This window comes from Bradyrhizobium sp. 2S1 (assembly GCF_011516625.5).
GTDB lineage: Bacteria > Pseudomonadota > Alphaproteobacteria > Rhizobiales > Xanthobacteraceae > Bradyrhizobium > Bradyrhizobium septentrionale.
Genome location: NZ_CP147717.1, coordinates 426,268 through 445,134 on the forward strand (window position 1 = coordinate 426,268; position 18,867 = coordinate 445,134).

General features: G+C 58.7%; 19 protein-coding genes and 2 pseudogenes. 11 read left to right on the plus strand and 10 right to left on the minus strand.

Going from position 1 to position 18,867, the window contains the following annotated elements; all coding sequences use genetic code 11:
• Window positions 1–503: 503 nt before the first annotated feature.
• Both HAP54_RS01990 and HAP54_RS01995 read right to left on the minus strand, forming a co-directional pair.
• A complete protein-coding gene (locus HAP54_RS01990) occupies window positions 504–839 on the minus strand; it encodes an aminotransferase class III-fold pyridoxal phosphate-dependent enzyme (protein ID WP_339156859.1) in 336 nt (111 codons plus the stop codon).
• 489 nt (window positions 840–1,328) lie between these two features.
• Complete coding sequence (locus tag HAP54_RS01995) at window positions 1,329–1,493, minus strand: hypothetical protein (RefSeq protein WP_224741409.1); 165 nt, start codon at window positions 1,491–1,493, stop codon at window positions 1,329–1,331.
• A 174-nt stretch (window positions 1,494–1,667) separates the two neighbouring features.
• On the opposite strand from HAP54_RS01995, the pseudogene HAP54_RS02000 reads away from it, so the two are divergent.
• The 4 genes and pseudogenes from HAP54_RS02000 to HAP54_RS02015 all read left to right on the plus strand — a co-directional run.
• Window positions 1,668–2,101, plus strand: a pseudogene (locus tag HAP54_RS02000) (IS6 family transposase); the annotation flags it as partial.
• 31 nt (window positions 2,102–2,132) lie between these two features.
• Complete coding sequence (locus HAP54_RS02005; RefSeq protein ID WP_246709849.1) at window positions 2,133–2,498, plus strand: NAD(P)-binding domain-containing protein; 366 nt, start codon at window positions 2,133–2,135, stop codon at window positions 2,496–2,498.
• Window positions 2,499–2,527: 29 nt separating this feature from the next.
• Window positions 2,528–2,866 (plus strand): NAD-binding protein, encoded by a 339-nt coding sequence (locus HAP54_RS02010; RefSeq protein ID WP_248114283.1) that lies wholly within the window; start codon window positions 2,528–2,530, stop codon window positions 2,864–2,866.
• A 1,000-nt stretch (window positions 2,867–3,866) separates the two neighbouring features.
• A complete protein-coding gene (locus tag HAP54_RS02015) occupies window positions 3,867–4,034 on the plus strand; it encodes a hypothetical protein (protein ID WP_339156825.1) in 168 nt (55 codons plus the stop codon).
• An 88-nt stretch (window positions 4,035–4,122) separates the two neighbouring features.
• Here HAP54_RS02015 and HAP54_RS02020 read toward each other — a convergent pair whose 3' ends face one another.
• Window positions 4,123–4,422, minus strand: coding sequence for a hypothetical protein (locus HAP54_RS02020; RefSeq protein WP_176422307.1), 300 nt, complete (start codon window positions 4,420–4,422; stop codon window positions 4,123–4,125).
• Window positions 4,423–4,433: 11 nt separating this feature from the next.
• On the opposite strand from HAP54_RS02020, the gene HAP54_RS02025 reads away from it, so the two are divergent.
• Both HAP54_RS02025 and HAP54_RS02030 read left to right on the plus strand, forming a co-directional pair.
• Window positions 4,434–4,922 (plus strand): hypothetical protein, encoded by a 489-nt coding sequence (locus HAP54_RS02025; protein WP_166298610.1) that lies wholly within the window; start codon window positions 4,434–4,436, stop codon window positions 4,920–4,922.
• Window positions 4,923–4,960: 38 nt separating this feature from the next.
• Window positions 4,961–5,287 carry a hypothetical protein gene (locus HAP54_RS02030; protein ID WP_166298611.1) on the plus strand — a complete coding sequence of 109 codons (327 nt, stop codon included), beginning with the start codon at window positions 4,961–4,963 and terminating at the stop codon, window positions 5,285–5,287.
• On the opposite strand, the gene HAP54_RS02035 is transcribed toward HAP54_RS02030, so the two are convergent.
• The gene (locus HAP54_RS02035; protein WP_166298612.1) at window positions 5,239–5,649 is read right to left on the minus strand and encodes a hypothetical protein; all 411 of its coding nucleotides are present in this window, start codon (window positions 5,647–5,649) and stop codon (window positions 5,239–5,241) included. The genes HAP54_RS02030 and HAP54_RS02035 overlap by 49 nt on opposite strands.
• Before the next feature lie 351 nt (window positions 5,650–6,000).
• Here HAP54_RS02035 and HAP54_RS02040 point away from each other — a divergent pair, with 351 nt between their 5' ends.
• Window positions 6,001–6,261 (plus strand): hypothetical protein, encoded by a 261-nt coding sequence (locus tag HAP54_RS02040; protein ID WP_166298613.1) that lies wholly within the window; start codon window positions 6,001–6,003, stop codon window positions 6,259–6,261.
• Window positions 6,262–6,594: 333 nt separating this feature from the next.
• On the opposite strand, the gene HAP54_RS02045 is transcribed toward HAP54_RS02040, so the two are convergent.
• Together HAP54_RS02045 and HAP54_RS02050 are read right to left on the minus strand one after the other, a co-directional pair.
• Window positions 6,595–6,720 (minus strand): hypothetical protein, encoded by a 126-nt coding sequence (locus tag HAP54_RS02045; RefSeq protein ID WP_256375208.1) that lies wholly within the window; start codon window positions 6,718–6,720, stop codon window positions 6,595–6,597.
• Between the two features lie 1,040 nt (window positions 6,721–7,760).
• Window positions 7,761–9,503 (minus strand): ATP-binding cassette domain-containing protein, encoded by a 1,743-nt coding sequence (locus tag HAP54_RS02050; protein ID WP_166298614.1) that lies wholly within the window; start codon window positions 9,501–9,503, stop codon window positions 7,761–7,763.
• A gap of 430 nt (window positions 9,504–9,933) precedes the next feature.
• On the opposite strand from HAP54_RS02050, the gene HAP54_RS02055 reads away from it, so the two are divergent.
• Together HAP54_RS02055 and HAP54_RS02060 are read left to right on the plus strand one after the other, a co-directional pair.
• The gene (locus tag HAP54_RS02055) at window positions 9,934–11,520 is read left to right on the plus strand and encodes a hypothetical protein (RefSeq protein WP_224741408.1); all 1,587 of its coding nucleotides are present in this window, start codon (window positions 9,934–9,936) and stop codon (window positions 11,518–11,520) included.
• 130 nt (window positions 11,521–11,650) lie between these two features.
• Entirely contained in the window at window positions 11,651–11,830 is a 180-nt protein-coding gene (locus HAP54_RS02060) for a hypothetical protein (RefSeq protein WP_029084532.1), read from the plus strand.
• Window positions 11,831–12,030: 200 nt separating this feature from the next.
• Here the strand turns inward: HAP54_RS02060 and HAP54_RS02065 are convergent, their stop codons facing one another.
• The 3 genes from HAP54_RS02065 to HAP54_RS02075 all read right to left on the minus strand — a co-directional run bounded on the left by HAP54_RS02065 (window position 12,031) and on the right by HAP54_RS02075 (window position 15,868).
• The gene (locus HAP54_RS02065; RefSeq protein WP_166298615.1) at window positions 12,031–13,377 is read right to left on the minus strand and encodes an IS5 family transposase; all 1,347 of its coding nucleotides are present in this window, start codon (window positions 13,375–13,377) and stop codon (window positions 12,031–12,033) included.
• 570 nt (window positions 13,378–13,947) lie between these two features.
• On the minus strand, window positions 13,948–14,469 hold the full coding sequence (locus tag HAP54_RS02070) for an NEL domain-containing protein (RefSeq protein WP_224741407.1): 522 nt from the start codon (window positions 14,467–14,469) through the stop codon (window positions 13,948–13,950).
• A 64-nt stretch (window positions 14,470–14,533) separates the two neighbouring features.
• A complete protein-coding gene (locus tag HAP54_RS02075) occupies window positions 14,534–15,868 on the minus strand; it encodes an IS1182 family transposase (protein WP_166202952.1) in 1,335 nt (444 codons plus the stop codon).
• Window positions 15,869–16,427: 559 nt separating this feature from the next.
• Here HAP54_RS02075 and HAP54_RS02080 point away from each other — a divergent pair.
• Together HAP54_RS02080 and HAP54_RS02085 are read left to right on the plus strand one after the other, a co-directional pair.
• A complete protein-coding gene (locus HAP54_RS02080; protein WP_029085026.1) occupies window positions 16,428–16,841 on the plus strand; it encodes a hypothetical protein in 414 nt (137 codons plus the stop codon).
• 536 nt (window positions 16,842–17,377) lie between these two features.
• On the plus strand, window positions 17,378–17,617 hold the full coding sequence (locus HAP54_RS02085; RefSeq protein ID WP_029085024.1) for a hypothetical protein: 240 nt from the start codon (window positions 17,378–17,380) through the stop codon (window positions 17,615–17,617).
• A gap of 553 nt (window positions 17,618–18,170) precedes the next feature.
• On the opposite strand, the pseudogene HAP54_RS02095 reads toward HAP54_RS02085, so the two are convergent.
• Window positions 18,171–18,854: pseudogene (locus HAP54_RS02095) on the minus strand (ABC transporter ATP-binding protein); the annotation flags it as partial.
• Window positions 18,855–18,867 lie beyond the last annotated feature (13 nt).

The following is an 18,867-nucleotide window of genomic DNA, read 5'->3' on the forward strand; positions in this document are numbered from 1 at the left end:
GGCCGACTTGGCCCGGTACTCGTTCTCGCGAGAAGCTTCGGCTCAAGCTTCCTTTTAGGGCGGTCGCTTGAAAGCAGGGACTGCGTCTTCCGGATCAGCCGCTTCGAGGTCGGCGGCTGAGGCGTGGTCCAAGCCCTGGTCGACCTTGTGGCGTAGATGCTGTCGTCGCCATTGTGCCAACCGAGATAAATCCATCCCGTTTGCCTTGATCGAGAGCGAGGCCCAGCGATCGTCAACGCCTCCTGCTGCGAAAAGCAGGCCATCGTGATTCGCCGCGATGAGGGTCATGCCTTCCGGGCGTCTGCATCTCGCGCCGTCGATCTCGCCCTATAATTGTTACGCGACTTCGACTGCGCCGCAGATTTGCGGAAGCACCGGTTCGATCGGGCAAATGCATGCGCGTTATGCGCCGTGTATCGATCATTGGTGGAACTGTCCAGGCAATCGGACTTGAGGCGCACTAACGGGGTTGAGTGAACGCTAGTGAGGCTCGCGACAATTAACTACAGTCGCCTTTGATCGTGGAGCATGCCCGTGATCCCGTTGACGAGCTCGTCGATTTGATCCTTGTTGACGATCAGAGGTGGGCAAATCGACAATGCATCGTCTACATTCCGCACGATGATCCCTCGCTCGTGCAGCAACCGGCTCGCGATGCTGCCAACGTCGCCCGGAGTAGTAGCGGCGACTTTCCGTTTCTTGTCCAGCACCAGCTCGATTGCCGCAATAAGGCCAACGCCGCGGACCTCCCCAACGAGTGGATGGTCAACGAGCGTGCGCAGCCCCTGCATGTAGGGCCCGATGCGGCCAACGTTCGCAATCAGACCCCGCTCCTCGATGAGTTTGAGGTTTTCGAGCGCAACGGCGGCTCCGACCGGGTGACCCCGCCCGTGAAGCCATGAGCCAGCAGTCCAACCTTATTGCTCTCGTCCGCGATTGGTTCGAACATGTAGTCATTCATTATGATCGCCTGGGCAACATGGTCGGCGTCACATCATCGGTTCAGAATTGGATAGGGACCGGAGCATCATGTGGGGAAGCGCCGGTCCGTTCCCGGCTTCTCTGGGCCTTGCGATAGTCGTGGTTGACGATCTCTTTAATGGGATTCGCTTGTGCCTATGCCTGACCACAGGCTTAACTGGCGGCGACGCACTGTCTGGAAGTGATCACAGAGAGGGGACGATGTCCAAGCACGACAAAGCGTCGGATTTCCGGGAGGCGTTGGTCGCCGACGGGAGCTTCCATCAAACTGCCGGCGGCGTTTAGGCCGTAGAGAGTCGGTGGTCGTAGCGCCGTGGACCGCGGTTACGTATTCGAGCCCACCACGTTCAGGCCGCCCGCTCCGCTGAGGGCAGCGTGTCATGTGTGTTCAGCACGTTATCCCAGCTGCTGCCGCGCGTCGTCACGGACTGGTTGGGCTCCGAGCCAACACGCGTGATGAGCAACACTGCAAGCAACAGCCCGCTCTGATTGACCAGTTTCTTGTGGGCCATCCGTGATCTCCTTGATCTGGTCGGTGTCCCGGCTTTGCGCGGAGATGCGCGACCGAGTTTCCTCCAGAATACCTTAACTCGTTGAGTTCGTCGCCTGCCAACGCTTGTAGGCTCCCCCCCAACCGGCACCGTCAAGTTAACGAATTGGAGCGACCGATGGGGTAGACAACCGGCATGCCGACCGCCCGGGACCCTCTTTATCTCCGCCATCACTTCCCACCGGAAGTGATCAGCTGTGCCGTTTTGTTGTATTTCCGGTTTCCCTTAAGCTTGCGCATGGTCGAGGAAATCCTGGCGGCGCGTGGCATTGGCGTGACCTATGCCACCGTGCGCCAGTGGGGCGGAAATTCGGCAAGCCGTTCTCCGATCGGATCCGCCAGCGCGCACCCGCTCGCGGTGACAAATGGCATCTGGACGAAGTCGTTATCTCGATCGCGGGCGCACAACATTGGCTCTGGCGCGCTGTCGGTCAGAATGGCTTCGTTCTCGACGTCTTGATCCAGCGCCGAAGAGACTCGCGCGCTGCGCAGCGGCTCATGAAGAAGCTCTTGAAATCTGCCGGCACGCCGCCGCGCGTGATGATCACGGATAAGCTCCGTTCGTACGGCGATTGAAGCCCTGGCGCGCGAGGGCGCGAAAATCGCCGAGCGCGTTGCCGATGCCTGCCAAGGCGAAATTCTCATCACGATGCTCGCCGACGACGCGACCGTTGAGGGCGTCGAGTTCGGAGACCGCGGCGCGCTTTCCGCGCTTCGCCGCGATGCCATCCACATTTCCATGAGCACGATCAGCGTGGGGCTGTCCGATCACCTGACGGAGGCGCATGGCAAAGCCGGCCAGGGTTACGTCGCTGCGCCTGTGTTCGGGCGGCCCGCGGCGGCAGCCAAGCTTTTCATCATCGCGACCGGCGCTGACGCGATGCTCAAGCGTTGCCATCAGCTGTTTGATGCGATGGGTCAGGAGACTTTTGTCATCAGCAACCGCCCCTCCGAGGTAATCTGGTAAAACTCTCCGGCAATTTCCTGATCGCGTCGGTGCTCGAGTCGCTGGGCGAGGCATTCGCGCTGGTGCGTAAATCCGGTATCGCCCCGCATCGTTATCTCAATATTCTGACTAGCACGCTGTTTTCAGCGCCGGTCTATCGGACTTACGGACCAATCATCGCCGACGAGAAACAACCCGCTGATGGCTTCAAGATGTCGCTCGGGTCGAAGGACATGCGGCTGGCGCTCGCCGCAGCCGACGCGCTGGCGGTCCCGATGCCGGTCGCGAGCCTGGTGCGGGATCATTTCATCGAGGGCGTCGCGCAAGGCGACGGCGACGCCAACTGGTCCGGCCTGGCACGGCTCGCCGCGCGAAGGGCGGGGTTGTAAGGCCTGATGACGTTGACGGTGGAAGGCGACGCTTCAGGGGAAGGTACGCACAGAGACGTTTACTTAGTTGGCCGTTCGCGCCATCTGGGTGCACGCTTCAAGACGAAACGCATAGTCAGTCGAGATGCTCGCAGAGGTCAATCGACTACATCCAGAGTCGTTCGCTAGGCGCGGAATTGATGCGAACCTTGACGGCATCAAAAAGATAGGCCGCCTGCGTTGCCACAAGCAGCCCAAGTCTAGGGAGGAAACGCCCAAGGAGGGCGGCGATAGCGGGGCGCTACCGCACACCCTAGCTAAGATGATCGCGATCAGCGGCTCAATCGAACGTAGGTAAAGGTCCGGCATCCAAAGGGGCCACGGAAACTATACTAAGGTTTATGGCGCTCGCCCTCAAAGCCGATCACTTCCGCACCAGGCCCTGCTTTTCATCGCGCGTCGGCGACGCGGGGGCCCGCCGTACCTTATATGCGGATCGACCACTCCTCCTCCGCGCGGTCCCCCTTCTGCGCTGCCTCCTTTGGCAGCCTTACGGGCAGTCTCGGCGCGCATCTTCGCGCCCATGATCCTGCGCCCAAATTACCTCCCGCGATTTGGTGGTCATGGGGCGCGGGCATTGGCAATGCCACTAGAATTTGAGGATTGCCTCGCCTGACAGACCCCATAGATCGGTTATGATCATCTCAAGATGTGCAACATGGATTCGATCACAAACCAAAAAGTCATCCGCGCACTATTCCGCGTCATCAACCGCTATGTCGGCAACCGCTGATGCGCGCGCGTGACGTGCAGACAACACCCAAGCAGAAATACCCTCCCCTAAGTCCGCTAGATCACTCGAAGCGGACATCAGCTTTGAAGCAGCAATCCTTGCACTTCTTTCCGGAGGCGCATGGGCATGGCTCGCTCCATTTCGGCTTCCACTTCTTCCGTATCGGCATTTTGCTGCTCTCGCTCGTCTCTCTTATGGCAGCTAAGCCGCTGTTGGAGCATCGGAGCCTTGACCATCATCGAGCAGCCGGAGAACCCGTTGCGAGGCGGTCACCCCGCCGACCACCCGCGTCATGGCTTCGGGCTCGTGGGCGTCGCCACTGACGCGAAGGCCCCCGAACAGCTGAAACGCCCAGACCGACATCTCCGGGAAATCCATGCCTTGCGCCCCTTGTAGACGAAGGTACCGCCGCCGATGTCGCCCTTTGCCCGGACGAGGGCATTCTGCGCCAGGAGCTTCCGGTGGATCTCCTCCCCGGGCCGGTTTAGCAGCTCGCCCAGACCCCGTGCTCCTGCCGATCGAGCACAATCCCGAAATGATGGAAGAGCAGCCCCTGGGTGGTGAACTTGAACAGCTCGCCGACCCGGTCACCGTCAAACGGGAGCGTCATCGCCGGCACAACGATGCCGTTCTGAAGCGTCAGCTCTTGCCGGTAACCGGCCGACAGGCGCCGCTTCAGCTTTGCGTTCTTCTCCCACCGTCGTGCGACCATGTGGGACAGCACCATCGGCGCATCTTGATGGTTGCTGGCGAACGGCAAATCTTGAATTTGATGATCTGCCATTTGCAGCTCGAATGGAAATATTAGACCGCATCCTCGAACTGGATGACGACCGCAAAAACCAGCTGCAGTATCGGGGAGCCAAAGCCGTTCAATACTTCATGATTGCTGACACGCAAACCGCCGAGCAACAGTTGGGCGAAATCATTGGCTTTGTGCGGCAGACCGAAGCGGATGAGCGGCTGGATGGGTACGAGAAGCACCTTTATGGCGGGCTCCTTCAACTTCTCGGCAGCATGAAACGGGACAAGTCGATGCTGAAGGAGTCGGCATTGCAATTTCACGCGCTGCTGCTTGAGGATCGCTGGCCACAAAGCGGCAGGGCCGCCATTCAACGCGAGTTAGGCGATAGCTACCGATATGCTGACGAGTGGAATCAGGCAGAAATGGCTTATCGTCAGGCAATTGCGCTTGGCGGGTCTGACCTCGATAAGGTCCACGTCGCAGGATGTTTGCTCTATAGCAAGCAAATCGATGCTGCCGCCACCGAGATCGATCCGTAAAGCGAGAGAACCTGCCGGGACATGAGTTCGAGGATTTCGTGTTCGCTTATGCTGCGATCGCGATTTGGTCGGCCAAAGCCGATCGCCTGACCGAGGCGAAAACGCATCTTCAAGCTCTTGCTCCGGCCGAGCCAATCTTCAATGATCGCCGCTTGAACCTGCTGCTCCGGGTGACGGAAACTCTTGCCAGCAGCACGGCATCCGCTGCGGCGAAGGCAGACAGCACGCCCAAAGGCGGGCTGGCAACGGTTGCCGGCTTCTTCGAGCTAAAGCCGAACATCGCCGGCATCGGGTTTAACTTCAACGCGATGATCGACTATTTCGCTCGAAAGAAAACCAAGGGTGAACCTGATAGGTCCGATTGAGGCCGGCCAATAGCGAAGCCGCGATTCCCCGGCCATCGCCAACCCACGTGTTCTGCGAGACGACTCAGGCTGTCGATCGCCAACTTGTAATATTCGGCAGATTTGTTCGCGAATCCCGCTTTCAGGATTGCGGCATTTGCCTCGGGCGTGTTCCATCCTTTGAGTATCTGCCGCCTGGTTTGTCCGTCCCAGCCGGCACGCCCGATTGGGCTCCAGGCGAAATCGCGTCCGCCAGTTTTGCTCAAGGTGTTCTGCAAATCCTCCAGCGAATTCGACAGGGTCAAATATGCCAGTGCCGCCAGCAGTTCGAACTCTTCAAACAACCTAGTGAACTCACCATTCAAGAAAATGAAATCGCGCACCAGGCGGGCAGCACATCGTGAAGGTGATCGCTGAGGGGCGTCTTCCGCTTCTCAAGGCCCTCCAGGGTCTTCCGAGCGTCGTTGCTGCCTCCGTCCCAAGAGCCGAGCAGCAAACGCTTTACAAGGGGCTGTGGTTCGCGCTCGTGAGGCACAGTTGTCGCGAACAGCTTGAACATACGCCTGTGGAAGCCAAGTCTTGAAGCGGTCTTGTATGACTTGAATGGCGAGATATGTGACATCAATTCCGATCCTCCTACGTCCCATCTTCCCCGCCGCATGAATTGCGGTGCCGCATCCGCAAAATGAATCTAGGATATCCACCTCGCAAGGCAGGGCAATGTGGAGTCTTCAGTGAAGGGATATGTTTTTAAGGCCGGTGCTCAATCGGCAATTACCAAAGAGCAGAGTGGTAGCAATCTCCCCGCTCCAAAAGTCGGCTCATGGGCGTTTGCAAAGGAAATTAGGGACGTGACTGCACCGGGCCTTATTGGCTTTGACCTGATGCATTTGCAAAGCAGGGATATCAACTTTGGCCCAATACCGGTGGCATTGCTTCGAGCCACGATCCTGACCAGCAAAGATATTAAAGGCGGCCAAGACGGCGGGGGTTAACCGGCTGAGACGGCGGCTCCGATAAGGAACCGCCGTCAAGACGTATTCTAAAGGTGGCTAGAACAGCATGCCGGCGCCGAGCACAGACGCTCAAGGGCCTTCGGCCCGCCGGTCATGAGCCTGTGGCACACACGGTGCAGTACGTTTAAGGCTGGGGATTTCAGCGTCCCAGTTCGGGAAGAAAACGTCGCCGGGCATGTATTTTTGAGACCGGCGGCGTATTTTTTTGGGACGGTCAGAACAGTATGCCGCTGCCGATCGTCGCCAGCTTGCGGCTCAGCAGGATCGCGTTCCGCGCCAGCCTGAGCCGATATCGCATCACCAGCAAGCCGATCAGGCGCATTTCGTTACCCCCGCCTTCGCCGGCTGGGGCCGAACGATGTTGCTGTCACGCTCGAGCAGCGCGACCCTCGCCTCTTCGCGGATCTTGATCGCTCTGGCGTGGTCGATGATTGCCATGCGACCCGGTGCATCTGATGAACCGAGGTGTCAGCATCGGGTTGTGCCAATGCAAACGGGCTGTGGTGGCAATCGAGGCTTCCAAGGTCGGGCTCGTCGTCTTCGAAGCAGTCCTCGCGATCGCAATCGTCCCGCTCCGCTCGATTTCGGCCGATGCCTCTTTCCTGAGTCTGCGGAGGCGCTGGAGAGTCGTTTCCCGCTCCCGCTTGGATAGCGAGGCCGGATAAAATCGCACCAGCGGAGTCCGCTGGCTGTTCTATGAGGGTTTGCATGTGGTTAGTCTTTCGGTTTGGCTTCCTACAACGGCGCCCAGTGTCAGACTGGCAGCCGGGGGTAGGAACCTGCCGAAAGACAGGTCGCAACGCTTTTAAGGGTTTCCCCTCTGGACATGGCGCAGCGCCCCCGGCATAAAGCCAGAACGGCGCGCCCGCCAAGGCGCTCCAGTAGCGCCTAGCGAGCCCGCCAAGGCTCACCGCGCTTTCGGCAGCAATCGACGCCGATCGATCGCCAGCCTGTTTCGGTCCGGGTTCCTACACCCGCGGACAGCCTGCACCTAAAAATCCATCCCCTTTCGGGGAATTGCGTTCGCTCGCCCGTTCGGGTTGTATCGTCGTCATGACAGAACACCCGGGCGTTTCAGAAAAACCAGACTTGGGAACGAGCGGCGCCGATGTCACGACCGCCGTAGCGCGATCGGTGCTGTCAATCGTACCCGTCGTCGGACAGGCCCTCCAGGAAGTGGTGACAGCGCTCGTCCCCAACCAAAGAGCCGAACGCTTCGAAAAATACCTTCTCCTGCTATCCGACGAGCTCAACAGGCTGGCGGTTGCTTCATAGTCCCCTCCGATTCGCGAGCTTGCGGGAAGGCTTGAAGATAGCTGACTTTTTGAGCCGCAGGCGCTGACCGCAATTACGTCATCGTATGCACGATTGACACGTCTTAATTGCGTGGGCCACTTCTTGCAATTGCGAAGGCATCTCGTCCAGCAATGCGCCTGCAGTGCAGACAATCAACGCGCCGGGCTGATCATCCCCTTCGCCTATGTCAAGGACAAACCGCAGTCGGTCAGCTCGACCACGACGTCGGTTGTAGAAATGACGCCTTTGCGATGAGTGATTGCCAGCACGGTCACATCTTCCGCCAGGCTGCGAATATGGTCCAAAATGTCCCGCTCGGTTCGTTCGTCAAGCGCGGAGCTGGCCTCGTCGAGAAGAAGGATCGCCGGTTCGCCATAGAGCGCGCGGGCAATAGCAATACGCTGGCGCTCCCCGCCTGAAAGATTCAAACCGCGTTCTCCAACGGTTGTTTCAAATCCTTCCGGCAGAGCCTCGATAATGGGGAGAATTGCGGCTTTTTCCGACGCACCGCGAAGGCGCACCTCGTCGCGGCGCCGTCCTAGCAGAATGTTGTCGGCTACCGACTCATTGAGCAACATCACGTCCTGCGGCACAACAGCAACTGCGGCATACCAATCCGTGTGATCGATGGTCGCTATATCGGTTCCATCGACCAGAATACGGCCGCAGTCTGGCTCAATCGATTTCAGGACGAGCTTGAATATTGTCGACTTCCCCGATCCGGATTCGCCGACAAGGAAGGTAATGGCGCCGCGCCTAGCCATAAACGAGACATTCGTAACGCCACGACCGTTGTCGTAGGCATAACGAATGCCCTCGAAGGATAGCTGGCCAGCGGAGGGCGTGAAATCATGAGCATGAGATGTTCGCCGCTCTTCTGGTGCGACCCACAGTCTGGCGAGAGGAATGAGGTCGGCTCGCGACCGCGCCGCGTCAGAGATCGCGCGCGCGACCATCTCGAAGGGCATATTGAGTTGGAGTAGAAGCGTGTTGAATAGCACAATATCGCCGATCGTGACCGCGCCGGCCCGGTATTCAGGCATTAGAAGGAGAAGTGTGACGGCAAATTGTAGCGCGATGGCTAAGCCGAGCACGGCTATGTAGGCCAATCGTTGAAACACGTAGGCTCGCCAGTTATCGCGCACCTCCCGCGCCTTCATCGTAAAGCGCTGGCTCATCCAGGAATGACTGCCGAAATGGCGCAACGTGTCCATGGAGTTCATGACGTTGCCGACGAAACGCGCATTCTCCTGTCCGGCTTCGATGGCCCGGTCCAGAAACACGCGCGCCCGACGCGTGGAACTCCACCCCAATGTAATCGCGACCGCCCCATAAGCGACGACGATTGCAGCGATTTGGATATTGACGAGCACACCGAGAGTAGCGAGCGTAAGCAGAAGCTGCGCTGCAGCCGGGATGAATATCATAGCTCCAAGCTGGACCAACGTCGTCAACCCGCTGCACCCGCGCGCGGCCGCACTCTGTATCTCCACGGGATTGTGCTCTAGAAAAAAGGCCGAGGTTTTTCTCAGGATGCGATCGAAAAAGCGAGTTGCAGCGATGAAGCCCAGGTTCTCGGCTGTCATGAAGGAAAGATACTGCAGCATGCGCTGCAATGCGGAGGCTATGCCGAGCAGGACCGCATAGCCGGCGAATCCCCAGGCAAGCGCCGACATGCCTTCCTCCCGCGGGAGACGATCAATGAGACTCGAAAATACATAGGGGGCTGCGACGCTGCTCGCGCTGGAGATCAGCACCACTGTGGCAACGATGAGAAGCAAGCGCCGATCGGATCGCCAGTACGCATGCAGAATTTCGGAAACCGGCGACAATGCGCTGTCGTTGACCTGATCTGCGGTGGATCCAGGGAATGGGGCTTTGCTTACACTGAGAGAGCCGACATGGCCTTGCGATCTGGATTCCATACGATCTCACGTAAAGATGCGGCTCTGCGGAATTTGCTGCCGTTTACCGTTACTAGACTCCAACCCAGTTTTGTCCAGCACCGTCATCCAACCCGCCAAATCTTGGTAGGTTGTCGCCCGGCTTCTCACATGAGAGACGTTATAGTGTGGCTCGACACGCTGCCGCGCCACACGACGAGAAGCTCGATCACGCTATCAAGAAGCTCGATCTATCAATAGGAACAGACATGAAGAGCGCAACTGCAGACACGTCTAAGCGGCCATCGCGGCCCGATACAACTGACCTCCCCTTACCGGTGCTGCCACCTCCCACTATTCAGGGAGAGAAGGGCCCCTTCCCTAACGACAGCAGTAACTTCGGCTACCTTTAAGATCATTCTTAACTCCGTTACCGTCTCTCCCACGAGAGGCGGTAACGTTTAAGGAACAAATGCTCAAGGCCACTCTGAAAATAGCCGACTTGGAAAACTACGACCCTGTTGCCAAAGGCAGTTCGATACAGTTTGGTGAAAGCTGCATCCGGCCGTTCCAACATAAGAGTCTTGAGAGTTCGTTAGTGAAGAACACTGAGCAATGGTTCTTCGTCATACGTGAGCGTCAAGTAGCGGCGGACGGGGCTGGCGTTCATTCGGTCGTAATAGCCCATGCGTCTACGGATCAGTTTCGTCAGCACTACCAGAAATGCATGTACTGGCCGCTCGATTTTATCGTGATCGAGGCCGCTCGCCGGGGTCCTCGGTTGCGTGTACGAGCAGGCCATATAGGTAGCCTCCCAATTTACTTCCACGTGGAGGAGCGCACTCGTACGGTTACGCTCTCCTGGGATTTCGTCGATCTTCTGGATAACTCGGGAACGATTGATGCAGAAATCATAGCCCATCATCTATCTATGAGAACGTTCTACTCTGCGCGACAGGCCTGCGTTGGCGTTAACCTGCTGACTGCTTGCTCCACCTTGTACGTCGACAGATCGGAAACGTCATTTGTGTACGGCGCGACAACTTCATCAACCCCTGAGCTCTCTGGACGAGAGGAGAGCAATCATGTCCTTGAGTTTTCTGATACTCTTCGGGCGGTTGTTCGTTCGCGGCCGACGGCCTTCTGCGCAAGCGCTGTGGAGCTGAGCGGAGGAATGGACTCCGCTTCCGTCGCAATTGCTGTTGGCGAGAGCGTAGCATCGCTAGCATGTGGCGGGATACTATTGGGCGACGGGAGTAGCCCCAAGCAGATTGACCGCCGAGCGAGCATTTTGAGCGCACTGGATTGCCGCGATCACAAAGTTGACATGCACGCCCACATGCCGGCGATTGATCTAGATCTTGACCTGAAAGGACGTCTGCCACTCATTTCAGAGTATTACCTTGAGGCGTTCGGGTCACTCTGGGATCGGTTCCGCGGTGATGGCTGCGAAATAATCTGGACCGGCATAGGAGGAGACGAGCTTTGCGCTCGCTTCACCAACGACGAGGATGAACCCAGATCTCCGTCTTCACCCCACCTGGATATCGCGCTTGGGCTTGCGGAAGACCTATTGACGAAACGCGGGCTTGACGCCGCTCGTTCATCCTTCCTTTTTAGCGCCCCCATCAGCGCCACTCTATCCACAACTCTGCTCGCAAGTCTTTGTCATGCTCGCCCACTCGCGACGCGAGGACTTTGGCCCGTCCGCCCATTCGGCGATCCGAGATTGATCAATTTTGGAGCGAAGCTTCCGTTTGCACTTCGCTCGGGCAAGGAGCTCCTCCGTTCTTACTTGCGTGAGCGCTTGGGCTCTGACGTATTTCCACGCGGTTACGCAAAGGAGACTTTCGCGCTTGTGCTGCCAAAGGCGATTGCGGCTCGTGCGGACATAATTTCATCACAGCTTGCTTCTTGCGCCTTGGCCGACTTCGGCTTGGTTTCGCAAGAGGCTGTCATAGCACTCTTGAACAGGGTGATAACAACACACGAATTTTCCGCAACGAGCACCTTGGCACGTTTTTTATGGGCAGAACGTTTCGTTCGACAACTCTGTTGATTGCGCCATCATAAACGATCACGCGTCAGAACACCTGCTACAGTGGAGAAGGGTTGCAATTGGGCGTTTTCGCTCGTCGCCGCTCGATTTCTGAACACGCGCGATTGTGCGCAACGCGAAAGGAACGCAAATGCCCCACGTTATCCGCTTCACTGATCCGGCCGGCGCGGTTTCGTTTTGGCCGAAAGGTTTCGGCTTCAGTTCCCACGCGCACGCGCCGACGATGGACGGCGCCGAGCACTTCGCGGACGCCGCGCGCGCTCAACGTTCCCTTAACGGCTACGTTAACCCGCCGGCATTCTGGAATTAACGGCTTTCGGGTCGTTCCGTACCGGTTGGCCTTTCTCCCGAATAAAGCGATGCCAATTTTTAAAGAGCAGCCAACACTCATGCCAGCATTGGGGATCAACGTCCCCCTTGAGATGATAAATAGGCCCAACGACTATGCTATTGGATTCGAAATCCGCGCTCCCGGTTGTTACGCCCAGGGGCTAACTACCTAGTCGTCGGTTAAGAAGCCGATTTGAGTGGTGTGCGGTGGCTGGTGACTGAGAAGAAGGCAGCCAGGAAGAGGTACCAAAGAGCCCTTAGCCAGGCGAGGATGCGGCGGAAGTTGTAACCGACGGCGGAGAGGATGACGTTGGCGGCATCGCCGGCGCGGCCTTTGAGGTAGCAGCGGCCGCGGTGTCCGTCAGCCTTCAAATGGCCGATCACGGGCTCGATAGCGGAGCGGCGCCGCAGCTGGCGCTTGATAGTGCCGAAGACGCCGCGCTTCTGGCCGGAGATGAAGACGCGGCGCGGGTTCTGTGCGTCATGGCCGCGGTATCCCTTGTCGACAAAGGCGCACTGGATCGCGCAGCCGGTGAGTGTCTCGGTTCGGTCGATGACGTCCCGCAGGGTGTGACCGTCGTAAGGGTTATCGGGCAGCGCCTTGGCGTGCAGCACGAACTGGCCGCCGGGAGCAGGCCGGTTGTTGGTGACGATGGAAGCCTTCACGCCGAACTCGTAAGGCGCGCTGGCCTTGCCCTTGCCGATGCACTCCACCTCGGGGGCATGGAAGGAATACAGCTTCCAGCCGCGCTGGCGCTGCTGCTGCGAGCGGATCTGCGTGGCCCGGCTCAACGGGAGTGCGAACGCCTCTTCGAGCGCATCCTGGCCTTCGATCTTGCGGCGGATGTCGCGGATGATCCGGCCCAGGCGGCTGCGCAGGATGCGCAACTGCCGCTGGTGCCGCTTGAACTGTTTGGCATGGGCGTAGCGTCCCGCCATCATCGCGGTGGCCTTGGCGATCCGAGAATAGGATTGCCGCAGCCGCACTCCGTGCTTCCTCGCTAGGCGGTTGAGCCCCTGGATCGCCGCATGCAGCAGCTTGGCATCGGTCGGAAAGGTGATGGCCTTCGGCTGCACCGTGGTGTCGACCGTGACCCGCTCAAGGTCCTTGCCGCGTAACGCGCCGACGTCGTGCGCCACCCGCAGGCTCTCGGCCAATAGCAGTTCCAGTCTGTCGCCGAGCCGCTTGCGCCAATGGCTCAGGTCCGAGCGCTCGTGCGGGAATGCGTGCTGGAAGAACTCTTCGCCAGTGAAGTACTGGAAATACGGGTCGTGGACCCAGCGTTCGCATACCCCCTCATCGGACAGCCCGTAAATGTGCTTGAGCAACAACAGCCCGATCACGAAGCGGGTCTCAATCCCCGGCCGGCCGTTCTCGCTGTAGAGCGGCGCGATCTCGCCGTCGATCCAGTCCCAATCGATCTTGCCGGTGAGCCGGACCAGCTCGTGCTTCAGATTGATGATCTGGTCGAGCCGCGCCCGGAAAAAATCGTTCGCTCCCGTCGTTTTGTGCTTCTTCGGCCGCATCGTGCCCTCCGATGCGGACAGGGAATCATGCTTCGCCCGTCGAGGGAATCTCGAAAACGAAATTGCAAGCTTCCGATGCACAAAACACCAAAACCTTGCAATCTCAGAACGTCATTCCAGCCAAATTACGATTCCAGATCAGTCGCCTGGAAGCTTCTTAACGGGCGACTACCTAATCATCGAACACGGGCGGCAACTCGCGATCGTTACCGAAGCCCAGCTAATCCCCTAAACGACAAAGAGCACCCTGGTTTCCCGAGGTGCCCTTCTCGTCAGAACAGTCGCGAGAGCACGGCCACAATCCAAGCCAGGGGCATAGTGCACCCAAAGCCGAGACGGTAACTCGCACCGCCGGGCCTGCTGGCTTCGAGAGTGAGCAGCACAGTCAGCTGTGCCCTCCTTCCATTCGCCATCGGAAGCAAAGCACTACTAACGCTTCACAGCATAATGGCTGATCAACCGTCGCAGTTTTCAGTTTCCGCGCGCTGCGGTTGAACCAATACCTCGCTCAGGCAGTTGCTTGATCCTTCGATCTGGAAAGGACCGCGTGGTCAAGCAGCAGACGCCGCTTCACAGACTGAGGCCGCGTTTGTTGAACACCGTGTCCCTCAGAGCCCCCTTGATCTCGCGAGCGATGTCCTTGCTGACCTGGTGTCCGAACTCCCGCTCGGCATCCGCAACGACATCAGCGCCGATCAGTCCGGCTTCAACGAGCTTTTGCTTCAGTCGGCCTTGGAACTCCTCCTCCAAGGCATGGGCGAGCTGTTTCTCCATCGTGGCATGGTGTTCGGGTTCAATGCGGAGCACCACATCGTCCCAAGGTTTCCAGTCCGTCGCCAAATAGTCGGCGAACCCCGTCGCCTCCTTGCTCCGCACAGACGTCTCAGCCCTGTCAATGTCTTCCTCGGTGAGGTAAGAGTCGTAGAAGTAGTTCATGTCCGGGGCGATATGCTGCAGCCCCAGCCGCTCGCGCAGCTTGGCCTGATAGGCAAGGTAGACCTCGATTTCGTCGACGTCGTTGATGGTGTCGCCCGTGCGGAGCGATTGGACCTTCTCGCGCGCGATCCCCCCCAGTGCGTCCAAGCGGAACATGACACGGCCTAGGAGCCCGTCCAGATATGTTTTCGTGACGGGCATTTGTTGTAGAGTAGCAGGCTCAGGCTGCGTTTGCGAGGTTGAACAGCTTGAGGAGGTTATGGACGGTGCAGATCATTGTCCACTCGGCGCGCACTTTCTCGATGCCCCGCAACAGGAACTGGCGGAAGCCTCTTGCCTGTTTGATCTGCCCGAACACCGGCTCCACCACTTGCTTTCGCAATCGGTAGGGTGTTTCGAAGCCGCCATCGTCGATCTTCTTTCGCATGGCCTGTGTCAGCGGGCCGCCGACTTTTCCGTTCGCTACTGTCGGGTGCTTGGCGCGTCCGGGCGCGACATAGCCATCGATGCTGCGTGTGTCGAGCGCTTCGAGATTGGCTTCGCTGCAGTAGCCGGAATCCGCTGAGGCCTGCCGCGGCTTGCGGCCAAGATTGCTCTCGATGGCCTCGATCAGGGGCACCAACTGGCCCTGATCGCTGCCGTGCTGGGTCAGTTCTTGCGCGACAATGATCTGGGCATGTGCATCGACGGCCGCCTGGGCATTATAGGCCTGAACGAAGCCATCCTTCGACTTCATGATGCGGCTTTCCGGATCGGTGAAGTTGCGTTGCGCCTTGGGATTGGGTTCCTCCGATGGCAGCGCCGCCGGTTTGCCCGGCTTCTTGCGGCCTTCGGCCTGGCGCTGCTGTTCCTTTTCGGCCTCGATGCGGCGCTCTTCCTCCGCCGCCAGTTTGGCGTCCGCTTCCAGCGCCGCCATCGCTTGCTGGATCTTCGCCAGCCGTTTCTGCTTGTCGACGGTCCAGTCCGGCAGTTCGTCGCTGTTGCCGAAAGTCTCATCCTCCGAGGCATCCGCCGCCTCGGCGGCCGCCAGCATGCGAGCGACCTCGGCCTTCAATTCCGCCTCGCGCTTCTTCATGCGCTCATAACTCATCGCCTTGTGTTTCGACGCGTTCGCCTTGATCTTCGTACCATCCAGCGCGACATGACCGAGCTTGACCAGCCCGGCCGTCTCGCACAACTTCAGAACCTGCACGAATAGCGCGCCGAGCGCCTTCAAATGTCGCTTGCGAAAGTCGCTGATCGTCCGAAAATCCGGCGCATCCAGCGCCACGATCATCACAAAATCGTTCCGCTCCCGGCAGGCCTTGGCAATCCGACGCGACGAATACAGCCCACTCGCATAGCTATGCAGCAGCAGCGCCACCATCATCCGCGGATCAAACGGCGGCTGCCCAAGCCCGCTCACATAGCTGCCCATGATCTCCCTGAGATCGAGGCTCTCCCGCACCAGATCAACCATAAACCGCGAGACATGGCCTTTCGGCACGAAGTCCTGCACATTCGGCGGCAGAAGCAGCGTCTGATCGATGTTCCAAGGCCGAAAATACTTGCTCATCGCCCAATGTTGAATCAGACCCGACCAGATTTGAACAGCGACTATCCAGACAAGCTCCTAGAGCGGCCTTTATGTGCGGCGAGCCCGTATACCAAAGACCGGGCAGGAAACCGTCATCGTGGTGCGCCTATCACCACCGCCAGATGCACGCGAGCGCTGTCGAGCAGAACCGAGCAGGTGATCGCGTGCCTGAGATCTCTCAGGCAATATCCATTGTTCCCACTCCATGACAACCATCGAGAATAGCGTTGTCCTGCTGAGTCCGTATGATCATACCCGCAAAGGCCACGCGAAGCATGTCATCGAGGGTTAGACGTTTCCGACCTCCCACTGAACTGCATCGGGACACGCGCATGCGCTGACCGAACCACACAGAGATGCACCTCGTCTGCAAATTAATGAGCCGATCAACAAGCGACGTGCGTGGCTCTATCCAGTTGTTTGATCGCACCGGTGACATTAGACGCCGCGAGGCAGATTAGATGGTTTTTAAGTCCATGACCGCAAGAAGAACTGACCATCTCCGGCCGGAAGAACGTTGGTGCCTCGGATCCTAATCATGAATGCCGGTACGGCTCAAATGTCGGGCGCTGATCTGACAGCAGCTCAACTTTCGCTCGCCGCCAACTCGGCTTGCCGTTCAGCGTGGTTTGCTCAGGAGGGAGACCTCATAGTTTCCCCGGTAGCTATCCCAGCCGATCTGCTATCCTTCATCGGCGCGACGCTCAATATCGACGCCTCGAGCCTGTCGCAGCTTGTGCCTGGAGGCGCTCGCAAAGCACCGGTCCTTGATGATTGCACTCTGCTGTCCGAAGCGCTCGTAAAGCGAATCAGCAACTCCATATTCGTCAGAAATCGTCTTGGAGAATCTATCCCTGCTACTTCAGTGAAGGTGTTGCACGCTTGGCGGATGTGCTCTGTGTCGCGCAACCGGGAGATGACTTCGCTCTGCAGCGCGGTCCTGATCTATTGAATCGCAAGAGTCACTTCCGACAATTGGCGACGAGTGTTGGCCTTCTGTTGCCTAACGGACGCGTCACGACGAACCCAGACGAACTATTCAGAGCGGTCACCTCCCTGAGCTCTGAGACCGGCAGCGTAATTGTTAAGTTGGACAATGGAGCCGGTGGGGTTGGAAATGTCATCTTGACCGGCGAGGAGAGCAGTCCACTACCTGGGGCAAGAGATACGCAGCGGATTTCTTGGCGTCGTTTGATCCCGACGCACTCTGGTCCGAGATCACAACAGCGTCATGTAAGACTCTGGTCGTGGAATCTTACCACCCAGCTCAGTCTCTGTTCTTTCTCGAGTACGAGATCGCGGAGGATGGTTCAATCGTTTTCGTCAACAGCGGGAATATACGTCTACGCCGAAGCAAAGATCCGTCTGAGCGGGCTCTCATCTGGACAGGGCTGGAGCTTCCAAGCGACCTGAGCTGAGCAATGTTTGGCCGCCCAAGCACACTCTTATCGATTTGTGGATCTTGCGCGCACTCTGGGGTACCGCGGGATGATCAATATCGACGCCATTCTCGCGAGTGGCGGGCGGTTGCTGTTCAATGAGACGAACGGCCGCTGGGGCGGAGGCTCGGTGTTACACAGCATTGCGGTCCGGTTGCTCGGCGCCGAGTATTTGAAGTGCTACGTCATTCTATCCGTGAGAAACGTGCGATCAAGTTCTCTCCAGGCGGCGTGTGATCGTTTCTCAAGGACGGAGTTCTGTTCGACGGCACAAGCAAACAAGGCGTGATCCCGCTCGCTGCCGATCAAGAGGCAGGCACGGTGGAATGCATCGTGATTGCACGCGATAGGCCCACGGTCCACAATCTGCAGCACCACTTATTGACGATGTTTGATCGAGATTACAACGGCATCTCCTAAACCAGCCATTCATCCTAATTTGGACCTGCTTCGCGAGCACCCGGGCGATCCCGATATCAACAAACGCAATAGAATCGCCGGGCCTGGCCACCATATCACCGGCGATCGCTGGAAGCTGGAAGCCGCAGCGCGGATCACAAGTTCGTCCGCGTCCTGATCAACGAAGCATCGCGCCCGGCCTTCTTCTCTCAGATCCGACCCGGCGAGAAGGAGAGAGCGCCATCGGCTTCCTCGGCGACGTCGTCGCTGAATCCAAGGCTGCGCATAAAGATCAACAACATCGGCAAAGCCGATCGCTTCATCCAAACGTCCCTACGCGAGTACCCATGCTCGCGTCTTCGAAACGCAAGCTCAGTGAGCCAATGATCGGCCAGTCTGACTTCATTCACTGTCGTTCACAGGGCAGCCTGCATGTCGAACCATCAGCCGGCCCGCCCTCCCGTTAGACCGACCTCTTCAGATTGCGTAACTTTGGATTGGGACTTGGCGCGCGCGGGCCTCCGAACGAACTCGGGCGCCTGACGTTCGAACAGGCCACGGTAGATGCCGCCCGGGCGCGCGGTAAGCATCTCATGCGTGCCCTGCTCGACGAGCTCGCCGCGATCGAACACCAGGATGCGATCCATGCTGCGCACGGTCGACAGCCGGTGCGCGATCACGATCGAGGTGCGGCCCTTCATCAGCCGCTCCATCGCCGGCTGGATCATCGCCTCAGACTCCGAATCGAGGCTGGAGGTCGCCTCGTCCAGAATCAGGATCGGCGCATCCGCCAGGAAGGCGCGCGCCAGTGCCACGCGCTGCCGCTCGCCGCCCGACAGCTCGACGCCGCGCTCGCCCACCAGCGTGCCGTACCCCTTCGGCAGCCGCATGATGAAGCCGTGCGCATTGGCAAGCCGCGCCGCCTGCTCGATCGCCTCCAAGCCGGCGCCCGGCCGGCCATAGGCGATGTTCTCCGCCAGCGTGCGGTGAAACAGGATCGGCTCCTGCTGCACGATCGCGATCTGGCTGCGCAGCGATTGCTGCGTCGCCTTGGCGATGTCCTGACCATCGATCAGGATTTTGCCGCCGGAGACGTCGTAGAGCCGCTGGACCAGCTTGACGAAGGTAAGCGGCAAGCTG